This window comes from Citrobacter sp. wls829 (assembly GCF_005280825.1).
In the GTDB taxonomy this organism is placed as follows: domain Bacteria; phylum Pseudomonadota; class Gammaproteobacteria; order Enterobacterales; family Enterobacteriaceae; genus Citrobacter; species Citrobacter gillenii.
The window spans coordinates 217,727-239,536 of the sequence record NZ_SZWP01000066.1; the positions used below are offsets into that span (position 1 = coordinate 217,727).

Annotated in this window: 23 protein-coding genes; 11 read left to right on the top strand and 12 right to left on the bottom strand. The window is 52.0% G+C overall.

The genetic code is table 11. The features are described 5' to 3' along the window. The first annotated feature begins 122 nt into the window (after window positions 1–122). The 4 genes from FDW88_RS13755 to FDW88_RS13770 all read left to right on the top strand — a co-directional run bounded on the left by FDW88_RS13755 (window position 123) and on the right by FDW88_RS13770 (window position 4,101). Complete coding sequence (locus tag FDW88_RS13755; RefSeq protein ID WP_135912438.1) at window positions 123–1,256, top strand: porin; 1,134 nt, start codon at window positions 123–125, stop codon at window positions 1,254–1,256. 283 nt (window positions 1,257–1,539) lie between these two features. Further along, window positions 1,540–2,370, top strand: a complete 831-nt coding sequence (locus FDW88_RS13760; protein WP_117342153.1) for a MetQ/NlpA family ABC transporter substrate-binding protein — start codon at window positions 1,540–1,542, stop codon at window positions 2,368–2,370. Between the two features lie 62 nt (window positions 2,371–2,432). Continuing rightward, the gene (gene sfbB / locus FDW88_RS13765) at window positions 2,433–3,449 is read left to right on the top strand and encodes a virulence-associated ABC transporter ATP-binding protein SfbB (RefSeq protein ID WP_137362757.1); all 1,017 of its coding nucleotides are present in this window, start codon (window positions 2,433–2,435) and stop codon (window positions 3,447–3,449) included. Then, the gene (locus tag FDW88_RS13770; RefSeq protein ID WP_137362758.1) at window positions 3,442–4,101 is read left to right on the top strand and encodes a methionine ABC transporter permease; all 660 of its coding nucleotides are present in this window, start codon (window positions 3,442–3,444) and stop codon (window positions 4,099–4,101) included. Before sfbB ends, FDW88_RS13770 begins: the two co-directional genes overlap by 8 nt. Here FDW88_RS13770 and mnmH read toward each other — a convergent pair. From mnmH to FDW88_RS13810, 8 genes are all read right to left on the bottom strand, one after another. Beyond that, window positions 4,098–5,183 carry a tRNA 2-selenouridine(34) synthase MnmH gene (gene mnmH / locus FDW88_RS13775; RefSeq protein ID WP_137362759.1) on the bottom strand — a complete coding sequence of 362 codons (1,086 nt, stop codon included), beginning with the start codon at window positions 5,181–5,183 and terminating at the stop codon, window positions 4,098–4,100. The genes FDW88_RS13770 and mnmH overlap by 4 nt on opposite strands. Window positions 5,184–5,280: 97 nt before the next feature. Further along, complete coding sequence (gene purK / locus FDW88_RS13780; protein WP_137362760.1) at window positions 5,281–6,348, bottom strand: 5-(carboxyamino)imidazole ribonucleotide synthase; 1,068 nt, start codon at window positions 6,346–6,348, stop codon at window positions 5,281–5,283. Then, window positions 6,345–6,854 (bottom strand): 5-(carboxyamino)imidazole ribonucleotide mutase, encoded by a 510-nt coding sequence (gene purE, locus FDW88_RS13785; RefSeq protein ID WP_096758002.1) that lies wholly within the window; start codon window positions 6,852–6,854, stop codon window positions 6,345–6,347. Before purE ends, purK begins: the two co-directional genes overlap by 4 nt. Window positions 6,855–6,969: 115 nt before the next feature. Next, on the bottom strand, window positions 6,970–7,911 hold the full coding sequence (locus FDW88_RS13790; RefSeq protein WP_137362761.1) for a DUF1848 domain-containing protein: 942 nt from the start codon (window positions 7,909–7,911) through the stop codon (window positions 6,970–6,972). Then, window positions 7,908–8,744, bottom strand: a complete 837-nt coding sequence (locus tag FDW88_RS13795) for a hypothetical protein (protein WP_137362762.1) — start codon at window positions 8,742–8,744, stop codon at window positions 7,908–7,910. Before FDW88_RS13795 ends, FDW88_RS13790 begins: the two co-directional genes overlap by 4 nt. 91 nt (window positions 8,745–8,835) lie before the next feature. Next, window positions 8,836–9,558, bottom strand: a complete 723-nt coding sequence (gene lpxH, locus FDW88_RS13800; protein WP_137362763.1) for a UDP-2,3-diacylglucosamine diphosphatase — start codon at window positions 9,556–9,558, stop codon at window positions 8,836–8,838. A 2-nt stretch (window positions 9,559–9,560) separates the two neighbouring features. Then, entirely contained in the window at window positions 9,561–10,055 is a 495-nt protein-coding gene (gene ppiB / locus FDW88_RS13805) for a peptidylprolyl isomerase B (RefSeq protein ID WP_115259171.1), read from the bottom strand. A gap of 119 nt (window positions 10,056–10,174) precedes the next feature. Next, the gene (locus FDW88_RS13810; RefSeq protein WP_137362764.1) at window positions 10,175–10,642 is read right to left on the bottom strand and encodes a DUF6795 domain-containing protein; all 468 of its coding nucleotides are present in this window, start codon (window positions 10,640–10,642) and stop codon (window positions 10,175–10,177) included. Between the two features lie 259 nt (window positions 10,643–10,901). On the opposite strand from FDW88_RS13810, the gene cysS reads away from it, so the two are divergent. Further along, entirely contained in the window at window positions 10,902–12,287 is a 1,386-nt protein-coding gene (gene cysS / locus FDW88_RS13815) for a cysteine--tRNA ligase (RefSeq protein WP_115259170.1), read from the top strand. A 91-nt stretch (window positions 12,288–12,378) separates the two neighbouring features. Here cysS and FDW88_RS13820 read toward each other — a convergent pair whose 3' ends face one another. The 3 genes from FDW88_RS13820 to folD all read right to left on the bottom strand — a co-directional run bounded on the left by FDW88_RS13820 (window position 12,379) and on the right by folD (window position 14,108). Then, entirely contained in the window at window positions 12,379–12,903 is a 525-nt protein-coding gene (locus tag FDW88_RS13820) for a metal-dependent hydrolase (protein WP_096757998.1), read from the bottom strand. A gap of 124 nt (window positions 12,904–13,027) precedes the next feature. Continuing rightward, window positions 13,028–13,240 carry a ribosome-associated protein YbcJ gene (ybcJ, locus tag FDW88_RS13825; protein ID WP_096757997.1) on the bottom strand — a complete coding sequence of 71 codons (213 nt, stop codon included), beginning with the start codon at window positions 13,238–13,240 and terminating at the stop codon, window positions 13,028–13,030. 1 nt (window position 13,241) lies between these two features. Next, window positions 13,242–14,108, bottom strand: coding sequence for a bifunctional methylenetetrahydrofolate dehydrogenase/methenyltetrahydrofolate cyclohydrolase FolD (gene folD / locus FDW88_RS13830; protein WP_096757996.1), 867 nt, complete (start codon window positions 14,106–14,108; stop codon window positions 13,242–13,244). Between the two features lie 574 nt (window positions 14,109–14,682). Here folD and fimA point away from each other — a divergent pair. The 6 genes from fimA (at window position 14,683) to sfmF (ending at window position 20,751) form a co-directional block, all read left to right on the top strand. Further along, complete coding sequence (fimA, locus tag FDW88_RS13835; RefSeq protein WP_115259167.1) at window positions 14,683–15,237, top strand: type 1 fimbrial major subunit FimA; 555 nt, start codon at window positions 14,683–14,685, stop codon at window positions 15,235–15,237. Between the two features lie 92 nt (window positions 15,238–15,329). Then, the gene (fimI, locus tag FDW88_RS13840; protein WP_242461273.1) at window positions 15,330–15,848 is read left to right on the top strand and encodes a type 1 fimbrial protein subunit FimI; all 519 of its coding nucleotides are present in this window, start codon (window positions 15,330–15,332) and stop codon (window positions 15,846–15,848) included. Between the two features lie 41 nt (window positions 15,849–15,889). Next, window positions 15,890–16,582: a type 1 fimbria chaperone FimC gene (gene fimC / locus FDW88_RS13845; protein WP_137362765.1), complete on the top strand. Its 693-nt coding sequence runs from the start codon at window positions 15,890–15,892 to the stop codon at window positions 16,580–16,582. A 6-nt stretch (window positions 16,583–16,588) separates the two neighbouring features. Next, window positions 16,589–19,201 carry a fimbrial biogenesis usher protein gene (locus FDW88_RS13850; protein WP_137362766.1) on the top strand — a complete coding sequence of 871 codons (2,613 nt, stop codon included), beginning with the start codon at window positions 16,589–16,591 and terminating at the stop codon, window positions 19,199–19,201. Window positions 19,202–19,214: 13 nt separating this feature from the next. Then, complete coding sequence (gene fimH / locus FDW88_RS13855) at window positions 19,215–20,222, top strand: type 1 fimbria D-mannose specific adhesin FimH (protein WP_137362767.1); 1,008 nt, start codon at window positions 19,215–19,217, stop codon at window positions 20,220–20,222. Between the two features lie 10 nt (window positions 20,223–20,232). Continuing rightward, on the top strand, window positions 20,233–20,751 hold the full coding sequence (gene sfmF / locus FDW88_RS13860; RefSeq protein ID WP_137362768.1) for a fimbria assembly protein: 519 nt from the start codon (window positions 20,233–20,235) through the stop codon (window positions 20,749–20,751). Window positions 20,752–20,788: 37 nt separating this feature from the next. Here the strand turns inward: sfmF and fimZ are convergent, their stop codons facing one another. Next, on the bottom strand, window positions 20,789–21,421 hold the full coding sequence (gene fimZ / locus FDW88_RS13865) for a fimbria biosynthesis transcriptional regulator FimZ (protein WP_117342165.1): 633 nt from the start codon (window positions 21,419–21,421) through the stop codon (window positions 20,789–20,791). Window positions 21,422–21,810 lie beyond the last annotated feature (389 nt).

Consider the following 21,810-nt stretch of genomic DNA (forward strand, 5'->3'; position numbering starts at 1 on the left):
TGATAACTCCTTGATATTTAACCGCACGGAACAATAAAAACCCGCCAACACGCGAGTATTAATAAACGTTAATATTTGCGTGCTGAATAATTGGCAGGCTATCTATCAAGGTAAAACAATCCATGACTATAAAAAAAACAGCGCTGGCGGTATCGATCGGCGCAGTAGTGGCATTAACGACGTTCGCCGCCCAGGCGGAAATCACCGTCCTGAAACAAGATCCGCAGGCGGGTAATCCGCTGAGCCGTCTTAACTTCACCGTCGGTGGCAGTATCCGTCCCCAGTTCCAGAACATGGCGGGCGACGATGGCAAGAATGGCTACAAGCGTAACGGTTTCGATGGCGGTACCCGTTTCCGCTTTGCCGCAGACTACTATCTGTTTGATGACATCAGTTGGGTGAGCTACTACGAACTGGGCGTTAACTTCCCGGCGATGTTCGACTGGGATAATCACCATGCAGACGGCGCCAACGACACCACGCGTCGTATGTTGTACACCGGGCTGAAGAGCGCGACTTGGGGTACGCTGACCTTCGGTCAACAGAACAGCATTTACTATGATGTGGTCGGTGCGAAAACAGATATCTGGGACTACGATATGATCGGTCAGGCACCAGGTAACGGGATTAATGGCGACTACGATGGTTCATATCGTACGCGTAAATCACTGAAGTATAAGAAAACCGTGGGCGATGTAGATCTCTATGCCTCTTATCTTTTCAGCGATGACTACAACCCGAACAACGGTCTGCGCTACAAACGTAAAGGCGGCGGCTCGCTGGGTGCCGATTACCACATTACCGACGACTTAACCTGGGGTACGGCGTGGAACTACACCCGTGCGGAAATGCGCGGCAATGGCAGCAAAACGTACGATCAGAACATCGTGGGTACTGCGCTGAGCTGGAAACCGGACAACTGGACCTTCTCCCTGGGTGGCGGCTGGTATCAAAACTTCATGACCACCAAGAAAGTGTCGGTTAACGACTATTTTGCCGGTGACGCGTGGGGTCTGGAATACTTTGCCGGTTACACTTTCCCGGTTGGCCAGTATGCACTGAAATCCGTTCAGCCTTACTTTATGGGCGATCGTATTGAATACGTGAATGGCCGTAACTACCTGCGCACCGACAACGGCGTGGGGATCAGCTTCCAGCTGGACTACGGCTTCCGTGTAGATTACGAACACGTCTTTACCTCCAGCACCGACAACCTGGGCGACATGAACCTGGTGCGTCTGCGTTACGATTTCTAATCGAACACCTGCCAAACGGAATGCCCGATGCACGTGTGCTATCGGGCCTACGAGAGCAGCGTAATCGAGTTATTTGTAGGCCGGATAAGGTGCTTGTGCCGCCATCCGGCTTTTTTCATGCCTTCCCCTTCAATTACACACTCTGCAATATCATGAAATAATTTCAAGGACAGCAGGTTGTGATCTGTGTCATGTTAACAATCAGCCTGTTAGGCAGGTCAACAACAACAACGCCGCATGAACGGCGTGAGATACCACATCACAACGTTAAAATGGAGAGATTATGGGATTGCGCCACAATTTACGCATCGCGACCGGAGCATTATTACTGGCCTGCGGCTTACAGTTTGCTCACGCCAATAGCGATCCACAGACTATCGTTTTCGGCGTCGCGCCGGGTCCGTATGGTGACATGGTAAAACAGGCTATTGCCCCGACGCTGAAAGAAAAGGGCTACAAGGTGGTGGTGCGCGAATTCAGCGACTACGTCCAGCCCAATATGGCGCTTTCCAACGGTAGCATTGACGCTAACCTGTTCCAGCACTCGCTGTACTTTGACAAATTCACTGCCGACAAAGGCCTGAAGCTGAGCAAATTGATTGTGGTCCCGACGGCCGGAATGGGGTTCTACTCACATAAAATCAAAAGCCTGGATGAGCTGAAAAAAGGGGACGTGATTACGCTTTCCAACGATCCCACCAACCTGGCTCGCGGGCTGCGCTTCCTGCAATCTATCGATTTGATCACCATTAAAGATAATATCGATCCCACTAAAGCTTCCGAGCGTGATATCGCCAGCAACCCGAAAGGGCTGATTTTCAAACCGCTGGAAGCTGCGCAGTTGCCGCGTACGCTCGACGGCGTGACCGGCGCGCTGGTCAACGGTAACTTCGCCGTTGCCGCAAAACTGGATCTCGCAAGTGCGTTGAAGCAAGAGAATCTGGATGAAAACCTGAAAAATATCATCGCGGTACGCAGTGAAGATGCGGATAAACCGTTCGCCAAAGACATTGTTGAGGCGGTGAAATCACCGGCTTATCGCGCGGTGATTGACGACCCGAAAAATATTTACAGCGCCTTCCAGAAACCGGAATGGATGTCGGCAGCCCAGTAATCGCTGCGCCAATGGGTTAACAGGGCAGCGATGACTGCCCTTTTCGCATTTCTGAGGTGGCTATGATTGAGATAGAGAAGGTTTGCGTGGACTTCGCCGCAGGCCGTGGGCCGTCAACCCGTGCGGTTGATGACGTCAGCCTGCGGATCGGCGCAGGCGAGATATTCGGTATTGTTGGGACCAGCGGCGCGGGAAAAAGTACCCTGCTGCGTACCCTGAACGCCTTAACGCGCCCGAGCGAGGGAAGCGTAAAAGTGAATGGCGTGGAAATCTCCGCGCTTGAGGGACGTCAATTACGCAAGGCGCGTCAGCGTATCGGCATGATCTTCCAGCACTTTAACCTGATGCATACCCGCACCGTGGCGCAAAATGTGGCCTTCAGCCTGAAGGCTGCAGGCTGGGAGGGCAGTAAAATTGCCCCACGCGTGACGGAGATCCTGGCCCTGGTGGGACTGTCTGATAAGGCCAACCGTTATCCGGTGCAGCTCAGCGGCGGGCAAAAGCAGCGTGTGGGTATTGCCCGTGCGATTGCCAACCACCCGGATGTGCTGCTCTGCGATGAACCGACTTCGGCGCTGGATCTGGAAACCTCCGCTACCATTCTGGCACTGCTCAAGCAGATCAACGCCCAACTGGGGATCACGATCGTCCTGATCACCCACGAGATGAACGTGATCAAATCTATCTGCGATCGCGTGGCGGTGATGTCCGGTGGCAAGGTGGTGGAGTCCGGCGAGGTGTTTGATGTTTTTGCCCATCCGCAGCACGCGTTTACCCAACAGCTGGTATCACACACGCTCAACCTGACGCTACCGGATCGCCTGCGGCAACATTTGCCGGGGCAGCTGTTAAAAATTCTGTTTATTGGCGATTCGGCAGAACAGCCGGTGCTGTCCGAGGTGGCAGTGAAATTTGGCGTGGCGGTGAATATCCTGCACGGCAAAATTGAATATATTGGCGAGCGGGCGCTGGGGATTTTGGTGGTGCAACTGACCGCGCCGCATAATCCTGCGGCGGTCGATGTCGCCGTGGAGCACATTCGTCAACGTACCGCACAGGTGGAGGTGATTCGTGGATGATTTATTGCCGGATTTGACGCTGGCGTTCAATGAAACCTTCCAGATGCTGAGCATCTCAACGGTGCTGGCAATTGTTGGCGGCCTGCCGCTGGGTTTTTTAATCTTCGTAACCGACCGTCATTTATTCTGGCAGAACCGTTTTGTGTATCTGCTCAGCTCCGTGCTGGTGAATATCATCCGTTCGGTGCCGTTTGTGATCCTGCTGGTGCTGCTGCTGCCGTTAACTCAGTTTCTGCTCGGCAATACCATCGGGCCGATTGCGGCATCGGTACCGCTGTCGGTAGCGGCGATTGCATTTTATGCCCGACTGGTGGACAGCGCCCTGCGCGAGGTCGATAAAGGCATTATTGAAGCGGTGGAGGCCTTTGGCGCCAGCCCGATGCGCATCATTTGTACCGTGCTGTTACCGGAAGCCAGTGCCGGCCTGCTGCGTGGATTGACGATAACGCTGGTCAGCCTGATCGGCTATTCCGCGATGGCCGGGATTGTTGGCGGCGGCGGCGTTGGTGACCTGGCGATTCGCTTCGGTTATTACCGCTACGAAACCCAGGTCATGATCGTCACCGTGGTGGCGCTGATTATTCTGGTACAGGTTGTTCAGGTGCTGGGCGACTGGCTGGCGAAACGCGCGGATAAGCGCGACCGGCATTAATGCGTCTGAACCCAGTCATTCACCTCCTGCCATGTGCCGCGAAAGACGATTTTCGCGGCTTTCTTCTCTAACTGGTAACGATACATCGGATCGTAATATTCGTTGAGTAACGGCACCAGCCAGCCCATGTGACCGTCGGTGCTGCCGCTGGCCTGTTGCTCGTTCAACGCGACGTCGAGCAGCTCGGTCAGCTCCGCAAAACGTTGTAATCCTAAACGACGGCGGATGGCGAACAGACCGTGGTGCAGGTATTCGCTGTATTCCTGCCAGCCCTGGGTTTCCCCGTACGCTTGGGTGAAATCGTGGTGCATGCGGACAAAATACTCTTCACGCAGCCGCTCAAGGCGCAGTTCAAAGGGATCGTCAACCACCGCAATAGAGGCCTGGCTCATGCGCTCGCGCAAGCACTCGGGCAAATGATTGGCGCCAATCATGCGGCCTTCATCTTCCAGCACCCAGCGATGCAGGTCCTGACGGCTGTCGGTTTTCAGCATCTCGACCGCCAGCAGGTTTTCAAAACTGGCCTGGCTCAGTTGCGGCTCAACCGTGCGACCAAAAGAAGAGCCGCGATGGTGCGCCAGACCTTCGAGATCCACGCCGTTTGGCTGCAATTGCACCAACTGCGTTTTACCGCTGCCGGTACAGCCGCCAATTAAGACAATTGGTTTTTGCACCAACTCTTCAGTTATTTGTATCGCAGCCTGACGCAGGGCTTTATAACCGCCGCTGACCAGCGGGTAGTCAATGCCGGATTCACGCAGCCATTGCTGCACAATGTGTGAACGCTGACCGCCGCGTGCGCAGCATAAAATTCCCTCAGGGTGTTGGCGACACGCCGCTTGCCAGGCACTCATTCGCTGCTGGCGGGTGTCGCCGCTCACAAGCTGATGTCCCAGTGCCAGCGCAGCGTCCGGTCCCTGACGTTTGTAACAGGTCCCGACCGCGGCACGTTCGTCATCGTTCATCAGGGGAAGGTTGATTGCACCCGGCATCGCGCCTTGTTGAAACTCAACGGGGGCGCGTACATCGATTAAGGGCGTACCGGCGAGCAGAATCGCGCGATAGTCCGTTCCATCGTTCATGTTCAATCCTGAAAATACAAAACAGCAATGGAGGGGATTTTACGCGCCAGAGGAGGGGCCGGGGAAGGACAAATTCCATTCCCCCGGCATTAATGGCTTATTTCAGTTTGGACTGTGCCCAGATAATGCCGCTGGCATATTCCGGCGGTAGCAGGGGAATCAGTGCTTCCATCGTGGCGCTCAGGCGAGCGGTATCGTTGTCGGTCAGGTTCAGGTGACCAACCTTACGACCTGCGCGCACCTCTTTGTCATACCAGTGCAGATGCACCAGTGGCAGTTTCAGCCAGTCATAATTCAGGTCGCTGCCAATTAAATTCACCATCACTGACGGACTGTTCACCACCGGCACAGGTAACGGCAGGTCGGTAATGGCGCGCAGGTGCAGTTCAAATTGGCTGATGCTGGCGCCGTTCTGTGTCCAGTGTCCGCTGTTGTGTACGCGCGGGGCCAGTTCGTTGATCAGCAAGCCTTCCGGGGTGATAAAACACTCCATCGCCATTACGCCAACATAGCCCAGCTCGTGCATGATGGCAGACAGCATCGCCTCGGCCTGATCCTGCTGTTTGGCATTGGCCTGCGGGAACGCGACGCTGGTGCGCAGAATGCCGTCCTGATGCAGGTTATGGGTCAGCGGATAGAAGACGGTGCTGCCGTCGTGGGCGCGGGCGCCAACCAGCGATACTTCGCCGGAGAAGTTAATACCCTGCTCGACGATACACTCGCCGTAGCAGTCATCCGGCAGTTGTTCTGTTTCGTGGGCGCGTAAACGCCACTGCCCGCGACCGTCGTAGCCGCCGACGCGGCGTTTGACGATCGCCAGCTCTCCCAGCGTTTCAAATACCGCAGACCATTCGCTTTTGTCTGCCAACAGCTGCCACGGCGCGGTAGCCAGCTTCAGTTTGTCAAACAGCTGCTTTTGCGTCAGACGGTCGGCAATAATCGGGAAAATATCACGGTTGACGAACGCCGGATGGCGCGCCAGTTCGCGGGTTAGTGCAGTTTCCGGCCAGCGTTCAATCTCGGCGGTAATCACGCTTTGCTGAAAGGGAACGGCAGCGGGTTCGGCATCCAGCCCGACGGGCCAGACCGCAATCCCCAGCGGCTCACCGGCCTGGCGCAACATGAGTCCTAGCTGACCGTTGCCGAGTACGCAAACCTGCTTCATGCCGCACCTCGCGGGTCCGGGTTCTCCAGTACTTCGTCGGTCTGTGCTTTACGCCAGTCATGCAGACGCTGATGCAGTTCTTTATCGTGTGTCGCCAGAATTTGTGCCGCCAGCAGGGCCGCATTCGCCGCGCCCGCTTTACCAATCGCCAGCGTGCCCACCGGAATACCGCGCGGCATCTGCACGATGGAGTACAGGCTGTCTACGCCGCTCAGCGCTGCGCTTTGCACCGGAACACCTAATACCGGTACCAGCGTTTTGGCGGCAATCATACCGGGCAGATGTGCTGCACCGCCTGCGCCTGCAATAATCACCTGATAGCCGTTCTCTTCAGCACTTTCGGCGAAGCTAAACAGTCTGTCGGGGGTGCGGTGGGCAGAGACCACTTCAACGTGGTGCGGGACATTCAGGATTTCGAAGATTTCGGCGGCGAACTGCATGGTAGCCCAGTCGCTTTTGGACCCCATCACGATGGCGACTCGCGCCGGATTATTGCGGGAAGACATGCGTCTGAAAACTCCTGTGGGTGTGCTTCACACTGCGTTAGAGGCCACAGAGAATAGCATGTTTTAAAAACAAGGAAAACGATTGCGCGTGCTGAGCAGCTGCATTTTAAAGAGGTCAGAACAATTTTTGTTGAAAAGCCACTGGTTCTAACAGATGGGGATCCACATCGTCAGCATTACCCAGCAAAAACGGGCTCTGGGGGTTGTGTTTTTTGAAATTATTGTTGGCTTGATTGTGATTGTAGGTTGCATAGCAGTATTTGCAGCCATGCATACAGGTATTATAATCCCCTATATCAATACTTTTAATACAACCACATGCTTCGCGCTGACCGGGATCTTTGTTATTGGGTAATAACAATCCAAATAAATCGTTAATAAGCGCTTCATCAATACACTTTCCATGTAGAATGCCTTGATTAACAAGGTCTATTTCTTCAGCGCAGGAATAAATAGATAGACTATGTTGCTGGGCAATTTCGGAAAAATGTTGCGCAAGAGATAAGCAGAGTTCATGGTTTTGTGTAATATCGCTATAAATTAGCGAGTCGATAGTTTTAAGGTTCCTTTCTGTTTTTTGATAAATATCTGCGAAACTAATTACTACGCGGCGAGTATATCCTTCTAATTCATCCGCAAGTTTGCTGAACAGGCGAAGGTGTTCGTCAAAAGGAAGTATATTTGAAAGCAGGATAGGGTCATAACGCCAGATGATTTTCTCTGCCCCAATTTTTTCCGAAAGCTGTTTGAACACACCGATCGCTTTATGTGGATTGAGCATTTTTGTCTCAAGCAAGCGCGGATAGCCAGTTATAGTGAACTGGAAGTAGAAACGATGCCCAATATCAATAATTTCGTCAATGTAGGGAAGTAGTTTCGTTGGGTTCCGTGTCCAGAATATAATAGCATCCACGTCTTCTGGTCGTAGGGATACCCGAGATACTTGATGATAATTGAATGGGTTTCGGGTGAGTAAAAAACCGGTACGAATACGGTTCATCAACCATTCGCTATAGAATGCAGGTATATCAGTACGGCGACTGGCGCTGATGATCATCGCGAATATTCCAGGATTTGATAGTTCATATAACTATTTGTTAGTACAGGGTTGTGTACAACTCGACATTTACAATCGTATTTTTCTACATCTTCACAAAGCTGTATGTTTTGCGGGTAGTCAAACGAGTAATCAATTCCTTTTAATCCTTGATATATATGGTCACCACGGTAATATGTTCTTTCATTAGAGTCTGAAGTTATAAATCCTTTTTTTAACATTTCTTTATGGAAAAGAGAGAATATTTCTGTGTGATGATTGTTTAGTTTATGGTCTACAGTAATAAAAGAATTCAAAAAGAAAACTCTGTTTTTTTTTGAATTTGAAATTCTAGCAGAAAAATCTTTTATATCTATATTCTCGGCAATATCACCGAGGGATTTAGGGAAAATGAAAACATCTGTTTTATTAATCGAGTCTTGGGTTATTGCTGAAGCCGAGACTGTATGTAAATATAGGTTGTCATTGGAGGGGGGGAGTAATTCTCTTGTTGTCCACTGACAGGTATCATATCCATGGTAATCAAATTTAACATTCTTTAAATTATGTAAAAGAGCGAAGTAGTCAGGATGTAATCCACAGCCAAAGGAAGAAATATTTATATTTTTGATGTCATTTTTCATTAATCTCTCAGATAATTCCCATGCGAGTACGCAATATTCAAAATAATATGCAGGGATATATTTCAGAGCATAAATTTTCTGATGTATTTTATCATCATAGTTTTCATTGTCAGGTGAAAAATGAGAGTAATCACATAAATCTCCATCAAGCATAATGCTGCCATGAAAATTATTAACTATCTCATGAATAAAATCACGGTCTATTTTCATAATAATCCCTTATTAACTTATTTTAATCAGCATAACTTTGTAGATAGTAGAAGTGATGATCTAAATCATGAGAATATAGATAATAAGGGAATTAAAACGCAAACGCGATCAGCTCAACGTCGTCGGGCGTGACCTTAACCATCGAACCTTCGCTGTGCCACGCACCTAATACTACGCGGAACGCAGGTTGTCTATTGGCTGTCAGTTCATGCACCGCCGGGCGATGGGTATGCCCGTGAATTAACCACTGGACCTGGTGTTTTTCCATCTCGGTAACCACGGCCTGCGGATTCACATCCATAATTTCCAGCGATTTGCTGCTGTTGGCGGCTTTGCTATTGGCGCGCATCTTTGCGGCAATGCGTTGGCGAACAAACAACGGCAGAGCAAGAAACAGTGTTTGTAGCCAGGGCTGATGCACTTTAGCGCGAAATGCCTGATAACCGGCATCATCGGTACACAGCGTGTCGCCATGCATGATCAGCACCTTGTGGCCATACAGGTCGAGCACTTTTTCCTCGGGTAACAAGGCCATGCCGCTCTCGCGGGCAAAACGCTTGCCGAGCAGAAAATCACGGTTGCCGTGAATGAAGAAGCAGGGGACGCCGGAATCAGCCAGCGATTTTATTGCGACGGCGATTTCATGGTGCAGCGGAGTGGGGTCATCGTCACCTATCCAGGCTTCGAACAGATCGCCAAGAATATACAGCGCATCGGCTGTTCGTGCTTCACCGGCTAAAAAACGCAGAAAACCGGCGGTAATCGCTGGTTCTTCCGTGCAGAGGTGAAGATCTGCAATAAACAGTGTCGCCACGATTACTCGCTGACGGTCACGTTTTCGATAATAACGTCTTCTTTCGGTACGTCCTGGTGCATGCCGCTGCGACCGGTAGAAACGTTTTTGATTTTATCAACCACGTCCATGCCTTCAACCACTTCAGCAAATACACAGTAACCCCAGCCCTGCATGCTTTCGCCGGAGAAGTTCAGGAAGTCGTTGTCGGCAACGTTAATGAAGAACTGCGCCGTTGCGGAGTGCGGAGCCTGAGTACGGGCCATCGCCAGCGTACCACGGGTGTTTTTCAGACCGTTGTTGGCTTCGTTTTTGATAGCCTCTTTGGTTTCTTTTTGCTTCATGCCAGGCTCAAAACCGCCGCCCTGAATCATGAAACCATTAATCACACGGTGGAAAATGGTGTTGTTATAGAAACCTTCGCGGCAGTAGTCCAGGAAGTTTTTAACTGTTTCAGGCGCTTTATCATCAAACGTTTTGATTACGATATCGCCGTGATTAGTGTGGAAAGTAACCATTTTTGCATCCTGTTCCGATAGAGTGGTGCTTCGACCCTGGTCAGGGTCAGAGTTAGGGGTGTGTTATAGCATAACCGCAAGATTCGATCACCTTGCAAAATGAGAGTGAGTCGCCGCAATCATGGGGCATTACCGGGAATAGATTCGCACAATGGATTACCTTCCTGATGTTTATTCTTCGCCCCCACGGGTGATAACTTACAGCTCAATTTCACCCGGTCATTCCCCGAATAGCCAGAGAAAACCCCGCCAAAGCGCTGCCCGGTGTAAATGCTGAGTTCTTGTCCTTGGTGGTCGATTGTGGTCAGCGTCCAACTGCTCAGGCGATCCTGTGGTCCTACGGGAATAAACACATGCCAGTTACCCTGTGGTACGAGTAAAAAATGCCCGTTGCTGTCGGTCTGTGTTGTGGCGATTTGGTGGTCGAACTCAGTTATCGAAACCGCTATTCCGGCCAGCGGCTCGCCCGCCTGAGTTAACGTGCCCTGAATTTGCGGGGCGGGATAATCATGGTAAACGCAGGCGCAGAGCAAAAAGGGGAGAGTAGCGATAACGCAGCGTGCAATACGGGATGGGGTAACTGACATGGGCGCGAATCCTTTTGCGTTCTGCAATTTTCTGTTGCGTGGGGACAATATACGCGGGCACTAAGTTTTCGAAAGTCAGGATTCAGGTGCGTACCCATTATCTTGACTCGCGACGATCTTATTGTTTGCGGATACTCGGCCATCAGCCAAGGGACAATACAGTCTGGTGCTCAAACACCTTGCAAAGTGTGCTGCTTCGGGGCCAATTTATAGGTATTATAGGGCTTTGTTATCCACACACGTCTACACGGAATCTTCGATGTTAAAAATCTTTAATACACTGACGCGCCAAAAAGAGGAATTCAAACCTATTCATGCCGGGGAAGTCGGCATGTACGTGTGTGGTATCACTGTTTATGATCTCTGTCATATTGGTCACGGACGTACCTTCGTCTCTTTTGACGTGGTTGCGCGCTATCTGCGCTTCCTCGGCTATAAGCTGAAGTACGTGCGTAACATTACCGATATCGACGACAAAATCATTAAGCGCGCTAATGAAAATGGTGAAAGCTTTGTGGCGTTGGTCGACAGGATGATCGCGGAAATGCACAACGACTTCGACGCGCTGAATATCCTGCGCCCGGATCTCGAACCACGTGCGACGCATCATATTGCGGAAATTATTGAAATCACCGAACAGCTGATCGCCAAAGGTCACGCTTACGTGGCTGATAACGGCGACGTGATGTTCGACGTGCCGACCGATCCGCACTACGGTCAGCTGTCGCGCCAGGATCTGGATCAGCTGCAGGCGGGTGCCCGCGTGGATGTGGTGGATGTGAAACGTAACCCGATGGACTTCGTGCTGTGGAAGATGTCCAAAGAGGGCGAGCCGAGCTGGCCGTCCCCGTGGGGTGCAGGGCGTCCGGGCTGGCACATCGAATGTTCGGCGATGAACTGCAAACAGCTGGGCAACCATTTCGATATTCACGGCGGCGGCTCTGACCTGATGTTCCCGCATCATGAAAACGAAATTGCCCAGTCCACCTGTGCGCACGACGGCGAATACGTCAACTACTGGATGCACTCCGGGATGGTGATGGTTGATCGTGAGAAAATGTCCAAATCACTGGGCAACTTCTTTACCGTGCGCGACGTGCTGAAATACTACGACGCCGAAACCATTCGCTACTTCCTGATGTCCGGCCACTATCGTAGCCAGCTGAACTACAGCGAAGAGAACCTGAAGCAGGCACGTTCTGCACTGGAGCGTCTGTACACCGCGCTGCGCGGTACTGACAAATCCGTGGCGCCAGCCGGTGGTGATGCCTTTGAAGCGCGTTTCATTGAAGCAATGAACGATGATTTCAATACGCCGGAAGCCTACTCGGTGCTGTTTGATATGGCGCGTGAGGTCAACCGTCTGAAGGGTGAAGATATGGCGGCGGCTAACGCCATGGCCGCGCATCTGCGCAAGCTGTCCGGCGTGCTGGGCCTGCTGGAGCAGGATCCGGAAGCGTTCCTGCAAAGCGGTGCGCAGGCGGATGACGGTGAGGTCGCTGAGATTGAAGCGCTTATCCAACAGCGTTTAGATGCCCGTAAAGCGAAAGACTGGGCGGCGGCCGACGCGGCACGTGACCGTCTGAACGAGATGGGTATTGTGCTGGAAGATGGTCCACAAGGCACCACCTGGCGTCGTAAGTAATTCTCTCAATTGCCGGATGGCGGCTAACGCCTCATCCGGCCTATGATGGAATGATCGGTAGGCCTGATAAGCGTAGCGCCATCAGGCACTATTAGTGACGTCTGTACCACCACAGCACACCCATCATGACGGCTCCCGGCAGCCACACCCACATTAATTCCGAGATAATCACCTGATGCCCATACGGCGTGGCGTAGCGTGACAGCGCGAACGGCGCAACCTTAATCACCTGCCACGGCGCAAAGAAGCGCTCATCTGACCATGGCCACAGCCAGCCAACGCCTTTTCCTCCGGTGGTCACCGAATCCAGCAGGCTGTGTGACAGCAACGACACCGTCAAAAATAACCAGCAGCGAACCAGCCCGGCTTTAAACCATCGTCGACCTATCATGATGCACAGTAACGGCACCGCGAAGGCGAACAGTAGCGAGTGGGTAAATCCGCGGTGACCGAACACGTTGCCGTAGGCAATACCGAACTTAAACGACAGGACGTCGGCGTCAGGCAGCATTGCCAGTACAACCCCGGCAAACAACAAGCGTGGGGGAATGACTTTGAGCCCCAGACCCAATCCTAAACAAAGAGGTACAGCTGCGTGGGTAACGATGGTTGGCATGATAGTCGCTTCGTATAAGAAAACGATAGGCTAACAGCCTGGTGTGAAGTGAAGGTGAAGTTAATTATCTGAAAATCAGGGGGAACGGACCGGATGTGGTGTGAACCGCCATCCGGCCCTGGGATCATGCCACGACGTTAATGCTTTGACCTTCAAAGCTCACGGTCTGTCCGGCAACGATTTTGCAGCGTTTTCGTGTTTCTACTACTCCATCGACCTTCACTAACCCTTCGCCAATGGCAATTTTTGCCTGGGCGCCGCTTTCGCTCCAGCCTTCCAGCTTTAGCAGATCGCAGAGTTCAACGTGTGGGTGTTTACCCAGTGAAAATGTGGCCATCTTAAACGTCCTTTACATCATGGTATTCAACGCACGCCTGAAGCGTGTTTTCGATAAGTGTGGCGACCGTCATCGGGCCAACGCCACCCGGCACCGGTGTAATATACCCGGCGCGCGCAGCGGCATCTTCAAAGACCACATCGCCAACAACCTTGCCATTCTCCAGACGGTTGATGCCGACATCAATCACAATCGCACCTTCTTTGATCCATTCACCGGGAATAAAACCCGGTTTGCCGACGGCGACAATCAGCAGGTCAGCATGCTCTACATGGCGACGCAGATCTTTGGTAAAGCGGTGGGTTACCGTGGTGGTACAGCCCGCCAGCAGCAACTCCATGCTCATCGGACGACCGACAATGTTTGAGGCGCCAATCACCACGGCATTCAGGCCGTAGGTATCGATGTTGTAACGCTCAAGCAGGGTCACGATGCCGCGAGGCGTACACGGACGCAGGCGCGGTGCACGCTGGCACAGGCGACCGACGTTATACGGGTGGAAGCCGTCGACGTCTTTATCCGGTGCAATGCGTTCCAGCACCTTAACGTTGTCGATCCCCGCCGGTAACGGCAGCTGGACCAGAATACCGTCGATGGCGGCATCCGCATTGAGCGTATCAATGAGCTCAAGAAGTTCCGCCTCGCTGGTGGTTTCAGGCAGGTCATAGGAGCGGGAGACGAACCCCACTTCGTCGCAGGCTTTGCGTTTACTTGCTACGTAAATTTGCGAAGCCGGGTTGCTACCTACCAGCACAACAGCCAGGCCTGGGGCGCGTAATCCAGCCGCTAAACGCGCCTGAACTTTTTGAGCCACCTCAGAGCGTACCTGCTGCGCAATCGTTTTACCGTCAATAATCTTTGCTGCCATCAGAGAGAGGATTCCGTCTGTTACGTTAAATCGAAGGGGATGTCACTATTTTGTCAGAAGCGCGGCGTGCTGTCAGTTTTCGTTTGCATTTTTAGGTGAGATTAGGAACGTCTCGCTGTGCGAACGGGTGAGGTGTCAATATCGTAAAGACAGGAATAATTACTGAGTACGCTAATTAATTTTAACGTTAGTGAAACAACTCATCACCCTTCTGTTTTCATGGGTAATGCGTCATAAACCAGTCTGTTACGTACCATTGTGGTGGTGTTTAAGTAATATTTACCCAGACATTTCTTAGATCCCAATAAGAATTAGCCAGGGCCATTACAAGGATTTGCAGGTATTTTTCATTAATTGAAATGTTTAATTTATCCCTGTGACGAATTGTCATATTCGTAAAGATTAATTAGTGAATCTCGCGCTCAGGAGAGTTGGGGTCAAGCATCATTAATTCTCTTTCGATATATATCTTTACAGGATGCAGAGATAATTTGCCTGACATTTTATGTCGATAATGATTCAAACGGAGCCGGCAGGATACCGGAACCGGATGTGTGTAATTCAAGGGAAATCCATGAAACGTAAATTAATAAATACTTCTGTTATTGCCAGCCTGATGTTAGTTGCAGGGGCCGCAGTCGCAGCCGATCCGGTCAGCGTGAGCGGCGGTACCGTTCATTTTGAAGGTGAACTGGTCAATGCAGCTTGTGCGGTAAGCACACAGTCAGCCGATCAGGTGGTGACATTAGGGCAATATCGTACTGCCAGCTTTGCAGCCATCGGCGATACCACGGCACAGATTCCGTTCTCCATCGTGCTGAACGACTGCGACCCTGCGGTTGCCGCGACGGCAGCTGTGGCGTTTTCGGGTCAGGCGGATGCCTCCAACTCAGCTCTGCTGGCGGTATCTTCAGGGAATAACACCACCACGGCTGGCGGTGTAGGCATCGAAATTCTGGACAACGCGTCTACCGCGCTGAAGCCAGATGGTGCCACCTTCTCTACTGCCCAGGCGCTGGTAGAAGGCACCAACACCCTGCGTTTCTCCGCGCGTTATAAAGCGACCGCTGCAAGCGCCACGCCAGGCCAGGCAAACGCCGACGCCACCTTCATCATGAAGTACGAATAAGCCGTTCTGATTGGCGCAAGGAAGACGATAGCCTCAATGGATGAGGCAATATCCGGGGATGACGAAGGATGTGGCAACTGATTTTCAACGGCATGACGCTGGCGGGAATGCTGTGCGTAATGCCTGCGCTTGCACACACGGTAATACTGGAAAGCGGTCGCCTTCACCTGCGAGGGCAACTGGTCAACGGGGCCTGTACGGTGGCCACCGATAGCCAGAACTTGCGGGTACAGATGGGGCAGTATCGCACCAACGCATTTGGCGAACCGGGAAGCTTTGCCTCGACCAGCGTACCGTTTTCACTGCGCTTAACGTCCTGCAGCGCCGACGTTTATGACCATGTTGGGATTGCGTTTGCCGGCGTCACGCCTGCAGAAGATCCGCAGGTCTTTCTGGCCAGCGGTGAGGCGTCTGCGGCCTCGGGTATTGGCCTGGCATTATTTGATGAGGGGCAACGACAAATTATTCCGAATGCGCTGCCGCGTCATTACGCCCCAATTTTAACGCAGGAAATGACGTTTCACTTCACCGCGCGCTATCGGGCTGTCTCGGAAAAGATAACGCCAGGAACGCTTCGTTCAGACGTGTGGTTTACGTTGGTCTATCCCTGATTTATTTACCAACGATAATCACACCAAAGGTATTTGTAGCCATGTTTAATTATCTTAAATCAGGTTTTATTATTTTCCTCACCTTATTTGTTTCCTGCAGTGCTCAGGCTGCTGGGGGAATTGCATTAGGTGCTACCCGCGTTATTTATCCCGCCGAGGCTAAACAAACATCGCTGGCTATTAGCAATAGCGATACTAAAGAACGTTTCCTGGTTAATTCATGGATTGAGAATAGCGCAGGCGTTAAAGAAAAAGCCTTTGTGGTGACGCCTCCACTGTTTGTCAGCGAGCCCAAAAGTGAAAATACGCTGCGCATTATCTATGCCGGTCAGCCACTGCCTACAGACCGCGAATCGCTGTTCTGGATGAACGTGAAGGCGATCCCGTCAGTCAATAAAGACAACCTTGAGGGTAAAAACGTTCTGCAACTGGCGATTTTGTCGCGTATTAAACTCTTTGTCCGCCCAAATAACCTGCCACAGGTACCGGAAGACGCGCCCGGCATGTTGCAATTTTCCCGTTCCGGCACGCAGCTGAAAATTACGAATCCGTCAGCGTATTACGTCACGCTGGTTAACCTCAATGTGGGAAAAACGAAGGTTGATAACGTCATGGTGGCACCGAAGAACGCGGCGCAGATCCCGCTGCCTGCGGGCGTTCAGGGCAGCGTGACGTTCCAGACGGTTAATGACTACGGGGCAGTGACACCTGCCAAAACGGTTAGCGTGCGTTGATAAACGATGAATAAGACAACGTACTTACCTGGCCGGTTACCGGGGATTACGCCACCGCTGGCGGGCGTGGCGTTGTCCACGCTGGCTGCCTTATTTCCGCTGTCAGGCCACGGGGAAAGCTATTTTAACCCGGCATTTTTATCTGCGGATACGGCGTCCGTGGCGGATTTGTCGCGTTTTGAAAAAGGGAATCACCAGCCTGAGGGCGTCTACCGCGTGGATATCTGGCGTAATGATGAATTTATTGCCACCCAGGATGTTCATTTCGCCACCAGTAAGGCGAGTACCGGCGAGAAATCTGGTGGGCTGACGCCATGTTTTGGTCTCGATTGGGTTAAGCGCCTGGGGGTCAATACGGCGGCGTTTCCGGCGCTCAGTCAGGACCCGAACAATACCTGTATTAATTTGCCCGAGGCTATCCCCGGCAGCGAAATCGCCTTCGATTTCTCTACGCTGCGCCTGAACATCAGCTTGCCGCAGGCCAGTATGCTGAATAGCGCGCGGGGATATATTCCGCCTGAGGAATGGGATGAAGGGATCCCGGCTGCGCTGGTGAACTACAGCTTTACCGGCAGTCGTGGCAGCGATTCTGACAGCTATTTCTTAAGCATGTTGAGCGGCCTGAACTATGGCCCCTGGCGGCTGAGAAACAACGGCGCCTGGAGCTATTCCAAAGGCGACGGATATCACTCGCAGAGCTGGAAAAACATCGGTACCTGGCTTCAGCGCGCCATTATCCCGCTGAAAGGTGAGCTGGTGATGGGCGACAGCAACACCGGTAACGACGTCTTTGACAGCGTCGGGTTTCGCGGGGCGCGGCTCTACTCGTCAGACAGCATGTATCCGGATAGCTTGCAGGGGTACGCGCCAACGGTTCGCGGCATTGCCCGTACGGCGGCGAAACTGACCATTCGCCAGAACGGTTATGTTATCTACCAAAGCTATGTGTCGCCTGGGGCGTTCTCGATTACCGATCTTAACCCGACGTCGTCCAGCGGTGACCTGGAGGTGACGGTAGATGAAAAAGATGGCAGCCAGCAGCGCTATACCGTCCCGTACTCCACGGTTCCACTGTTACAGCGCGAAGGGCGACTGAAATACGACCTGGTGGCCGGGGATTTCCGCAGCGGTAACAGCCAGCAGTCATCACCGTTTTTCGTCCAGGGCACGTTAATCGCCGGGCTACCTGAAGGCTATACGGCCTATGGCGGCACGCAGTTGGCCTCTCGTTACCGCGCGCTGGTGTTCGGTACCGGGCGCAACCTCGGCGACTGGGGTGCGGTCTCCGTCGATTTAACCCATGCGCGCAGCCAACTGGCGGATGACAGCACCCACCAGGGGCAATCGCTGCGTTTTCTGTACGCAAAATCACTGAATAATGTCGGCACCAACTTCCAGTTACTGGGATATCGCTATTCGACCCGGGGGTTTTATACCCTCGACGACGTGGCGTATCGCAATATGGAAGGTTACGAGTACGAATACGACAGCGAAGGCAATCGCCATAAAGTGCCGGTGGTCCAGAGCTATCACAATCTGAGCTACAGCAAAAAAGGCCGTTTTCAGATCAACATCTCGCAGAATCTCGGAGATTACGGATCGCTGTATGTCTCAGGCAGTCAGCAAACTTACTGGAATACGTCCGATACCAACACCTGGTATCAGCTCGGCTACGCCAGCGGCTGGCAGGGGATTAGCTATTCGCTCTCCTGGTCGTGGAACGAATCGGTAGGGATTGCCGACACCGACAGGATTCTGGCCTTCAATATGTCGGTGCCGTTTAGCCTGTTGACCGGGCGACGCTACACGCGCGATAAAGCGCTTGATCGCACCTATGCCACCTTCAACGCTAACCGCAATAGCAACGGACAAAACAGCTGGCAGAGCGGGATTGGCGGGACGTTGCTTGACGGGCGCAACCTGAGCTACAGCGTAAACCAGGGGCACAGCAGCACCAACGGTTACAGCGGTAGCGCCAGCGCAAACTGGCAGGCGACCTATGGCACGCTGGGTATGGGATACAACTACGACCGCGACCAGCATGACTATAACTGGCAGCTCTCCGGCGGCGTGATTGGGCATGCGGACGGAATCACCCTGAGCCAGCCGCTGGGCGATACCAATGTGCTGATCAAAGCACCAGGCGCCGAGGGCGTAAGGATAGAGAACCAGACCGGGGTGCAGACCGACTGGCGTGGCTACGCGGTCATGCCGTACGCCACCGTCTATCGCTATAACCGTGTGGCGCTGGATACCAATTCAATGAACAACCATACCGATGTGGAAAATAACGTCAGCAGCGTAGTACCGACACAGGGGGCGCTGGTAAGAGCGGCGTTTGATACACGTATCGGCGTGCGCGCGTTAATTACGGCGCAACAGGCGGGTAAACCGGTGCCGTTTGGCTCCATTGTGCGTGAAACCGCCAGCGGCGTAACCAGCATGGTGGGAGACGATGGACAAATCTACCTGAGCGGTTTGCCGCTAAAAGGTGAGTTGCTGATCCAGTGGGGCGAAGGCGCGAACGCGCGCTGTACGGCGCACTATGCCTTGCCTGAGGAGAGCCTGAAACAGGCGGTAACGCTCACCAATGTGACCTGCGAACGCCCGTCGGCATGAAAGGAATAATACGATGAAACGACAAACTGGTTGGTTACTCGGGAGCGCTTTACTGCTGCTGGCAAATTCGTCATGGGCCACGATCTGCCAGAATTCGAATGGCACGCCGACGGATGTGTTTTACGATCTGTCGAACGTCTTTAACAGCAGTAATAACCGCCCCGGTCAGGTCGTGACGTTGCCGGAAAAGTCCGGTTGGGTTGGGGTTAATGCGACCTGTCCTGCGGGGACGACGGTAAATTACACCTACCGCAGCTACGTGACGGAACTCCCGGTGCAAAGTACGGAAGGGGGCTTTCAGTATTTGAAGCTGAATGATTACCTGTTGGGGGCTATGAGTATCACCGACAGCTATGCCGGGCTGTTTTATCCTCCACGTAACGATATTCGTATGGGAACTCACCCAAACGTACCTAAGCAGAAACCCTTTGGCGTCATGGATTCAAAGCTGGTATTCAAATTAAAAGTGATCCGCTCATTTATTAACATGGTACCAATCCCCCGCCAAACGATGTTTAGGGTCTATGTCACGACCAGCATCGGCGATGCCCTGAGTGTGCCGGTATACACCATCAGCTACAGCGGCAAGGTCGAGGTGCCGCAAAACTGCGAAGTGAATGCCGGACAGGTTGTCGAGTTTGATTTTGGTGATATCGGCGCGTCGTTGTTTAGCAAAGCTGGGGCTGGAAATCGGCCAGAAGGCGTTAATCCGCAGACTAAAACGATGGCCATAAAATGTACCAATGTTGCCGCGCAGGCCTACCTGACCATGCGCGTGGAGGCTGAAAAATCTTCGGGGCAAATGATGGTGTCGGACAACGCCGATTTAGGCTTTATTGTTGCCGACAGCAGCGGTGTACCGCTAACACCTAACAACCTGTCCAGCACCATTCCGTTTCGCCTGGATGATAACGCCGCGGCGAGCGTCAGTATCCGGGCGTGGCCGGTTAGCGTGACGGGCAATAAACCGGCGGAAGGGCCATTTACTGCCCGTGGATATCTGCGAGTAGATTATGACTAAGAGGCGCGCAATGGTCATCCGCATACTGTTGGTGGTTGCTGCCTTGCTGTCGTTTACCTCGCTAAGTCGGGCGGATACGTCGTTGGGTGAGATCAATATTGAGTTGCGCGGTAATGTAGTGGACTTTACCTGTGCCGTGATTGCCAGCGACAGCAATAAATACGTGGACCTCGGTACCTGGCCGACAAAGCAGTTAAAAACCAGTGGTGATACCACCCAACCGGTTCCTTTTTCGCTAAAGCTGGAAGGCTGCCCGCCTGGGTCGGCGTCAATCACCTTTTCCGGTACGCCGGCAGCGGGTACCACGCTACTGGCGCTGGATAATACGGCGATGGCGCAAAAGGTGGCGATTGAACTGCATGACAGCGATCGTACACGGTTGCCGCTCGAACAGACGAGCCAGACGGTGAGTATTGACGAAAATGGCAATGCCACACTGACCTTTTTCGCCAACTATATTGCCTTAGCGGATGGGGTCCAGCCCGGACTTGCCAGGGCTGATGCGACGTTTATGATCAACTATAACTGACCACTCACTCCCGAACGTCATCTCGTCGGGAGTGGTGTTACATTAATTCATGCATTTTCGCATAATCGATCAGCTCGACAATGGTATGCAAACCAAGTTTGGAGTAGATATTGGCTTTGTGCGCACTGATCGTTTTATTGCTGAGTAATAGCTGCTCTGCAATTTCTTTATTGGATAACCCATTTGCCAGATAACGTAGCACCGTGACCTCGCGATTGGAAAGCGGCATGTCATTCAGCTCTCCTTTACGTATATTAATGTTATTAATAAAGTTAAGCGTATCTGACGGGAAAAAAGAATAACCGGATAAGATCATTTTCACCGCATTGTAGATATCATTCAGGTCCTTGCGTTTACTGACAAAACCATTTGCACCTGCCCGGATAGCGCGTCCGGCGTAAAAAGATTCAGATTTTGAGGACAGAAACAGAACCCGCGTCTTTTCCTGCAGTGATTTAATTCTCTTGAGTAGGGTAAATCCATCGGCACCAGGCAGTTCAATGTCCAGAATGACGAGATCGACAGGATAGGTGCGCAGGTGATCAATTGCTGTACGACTGTCGTCAGTTTTCAGTACCACTTCGATATTACTATTTTTTTCGAGCAGCACTTCTATCGACATTCTGACAATAGGGTGTTCGTCCATAATGATAACGGATGCTGGTTTCATTGTTGTATGCCTCAAACTGTTCGTGTATCTTGCGATTTTGATAAAACATCAGGCGTTATTAATATTGTCAAATAGCCAAGGGTTGTTCTGCGAGAAGAACCGAATAAATAAGACTTCATCCTTGTTTATTCAGCCGTTCTTGGTAAGAACAATGAGTGTGTGGAATATCCATTTCACACCAGAAAAAATTTACAATTAATCATTAAACAGTAGGGATTATACCTACTCTACTCATTCGGAAAAGTCTTGCGGTAAGTAACTTCTTAATGGCTGTTACGATATCCTGAAAGAACCCAATATGCTTACGATTGTTAGTATTATTTTCCTTCTGTTTTAATTATGGCAGATTGAAAGTTTTTTTAAAATACTAAAAACAACACAACAGGCTG

What these genes read in the sequence shown, in the direction of transcription:
- fimZ (WP_117342165.1), bottom strand. Translation starts at nt 21,421, where the DNA reads ATGAAACCAGCATCCGTTATCATTATGGACGAACACCCTATTGTCAGA.
- ybcJ (WP_096757997.1), bottom strand. Translation starts at nt 13,240, where the DNA reads ATGGCCACATTTTCACTGGGTAAACACCCACACGTTGAACTCTGCGAT.
- purK (WP_137362760.1), bottom strand. Translation starts at nt 6,348, where the DNA reads ATGAAGCAGGTTTGCGTACTCGGCAACGGTCAGCTAGGACTCATGTTG.
- ppiB (WP_115259171.1), bottom strand. Translation starts at nt 10,055, where the DNA reads ATGGTTACTTTCCACACTAATCACGGCGATATCGTAATCAAAACGTTT.
- FDW88_RS13790 (WP_137362761.1), bottom strand. Translation starts at nt 7,911, where the DNA reads ATGATCATCAGCGCCAGTCGCCGTACTGATATACCTGCATTCTATAGC.
- fimI (WP_242461273.1), top strand. Translation starts at nt 15,330, where the DNA reads ATGACGCTGGCGGGAATGCTGTGCGTAATGCCTGCGCTTGCACACACG.
- sfmF (WP_137362768.1), top strand. Translation starts at nt 20,233, where the DNA reads ATGGTCATCCGCATACTGTTGGTGGTTGCTGCCTTGCTGTCGTTTACC.
- folD (WP_096757996.1), bottom strand. Translation starts at nt 14,108, where the DNA reads ATGGCAGCAAAGATTATTGACGGTAAAACGATTGCGCAGCAGGTACGC.
- fimC (WP_137362765.1), top strand. Translation starts at nt 15,890, where the DNA reads ATGTTTAATTATCTTAAATCAGGTTTTATTATTTTCCTCACCTTATTT.
- fimH (WP_137362767.1), top strand. Translation starts at nt 19,215, where the DNA reads ATGAAACGACAAACTGGTTGGTTACTCGGGAGCGCTTTACTGCTGCTG.
- FDW88_RS13810 (WP_137362764.1), bottom strand. Translation starts at nt 10,642, where the DNA reads ATGTCAGTTACCCCATCCCGTATTGCACGCTGCGTTATCGCTACTCTC.
- cysS (WP_115259170.1), top strand. Translation starts at nt 10,902, where the DNA reads ATGTTAAAAATCTTTAATACACTGACGCGCCAAAAAGAGGAATTCAAA.
- FDW88_RS13760 (WP_117342153.1), top strand. Translation starts at nt 1,540, where the DNA reads ATGGGATTGCGCCACAATTTACGCATCGCGACCGGAGCATTATTACTG.
- FDW88_RS13820 (WP_096757998.1), bottom strand. Translation starts at nt 12,903, where the DNA reads ATGCCAACCATCGTTACCCACGCAGCTGTACCTCTTTGTTTAGGATTG.
- FDW88_RS13850 (WP_137362766.1), top strand. Translation starts at nt 16,589, where the DNA reads ATGAATAAGACAACGTACTTACCTGGCCGGTTACCGGGGATTACGCCA.
- FDW88_RS13795 (WP_137362762.1), bottom strand. Translation starts at nt 8,744, where the DNA reads ATGAAAATAGACCGTGATTTTATTCATGAGATAGTTAATAATTTTCAT.
- FDW88_RS13755 (WP_135912438.1), top strand. Translation starts at nt 123, where the DNA reads ATGACTATAAAAAAAACAGCGCTGGCGGTATCGATCGGCGCAGTAGTG.
- mnmH (WP_137362759.1), bottom strand. Translation starts at nt 5,183, where the DNA reads ATGAACGATGGAACGGACTATCGCGCGATTCTGCTCGCCGGTACGCCC.
- purE (WP_096758002.1), bottom strand. Translation starts at nt 6,854, where the DNA reads ATGTCTTCCCGCAATAATCCGGCGCGAGTCGCCATCGTGATGGGGTCC.
- fimA (WP_115259167.1), top strand. Translation starts at nt 14,683, where the DNA reads ATGAAACGTAAATTAATAAATACTTCTGTTATTGCCAGCCTGATGTTA.
- sfbB (WP_137362757.1), top strand. Translation starts at nt 2,433, where the DNA reads ATGATTGAGATAGAGAAGGTTTGCGTGGACTTCGCCGCAGGCCGTGGG.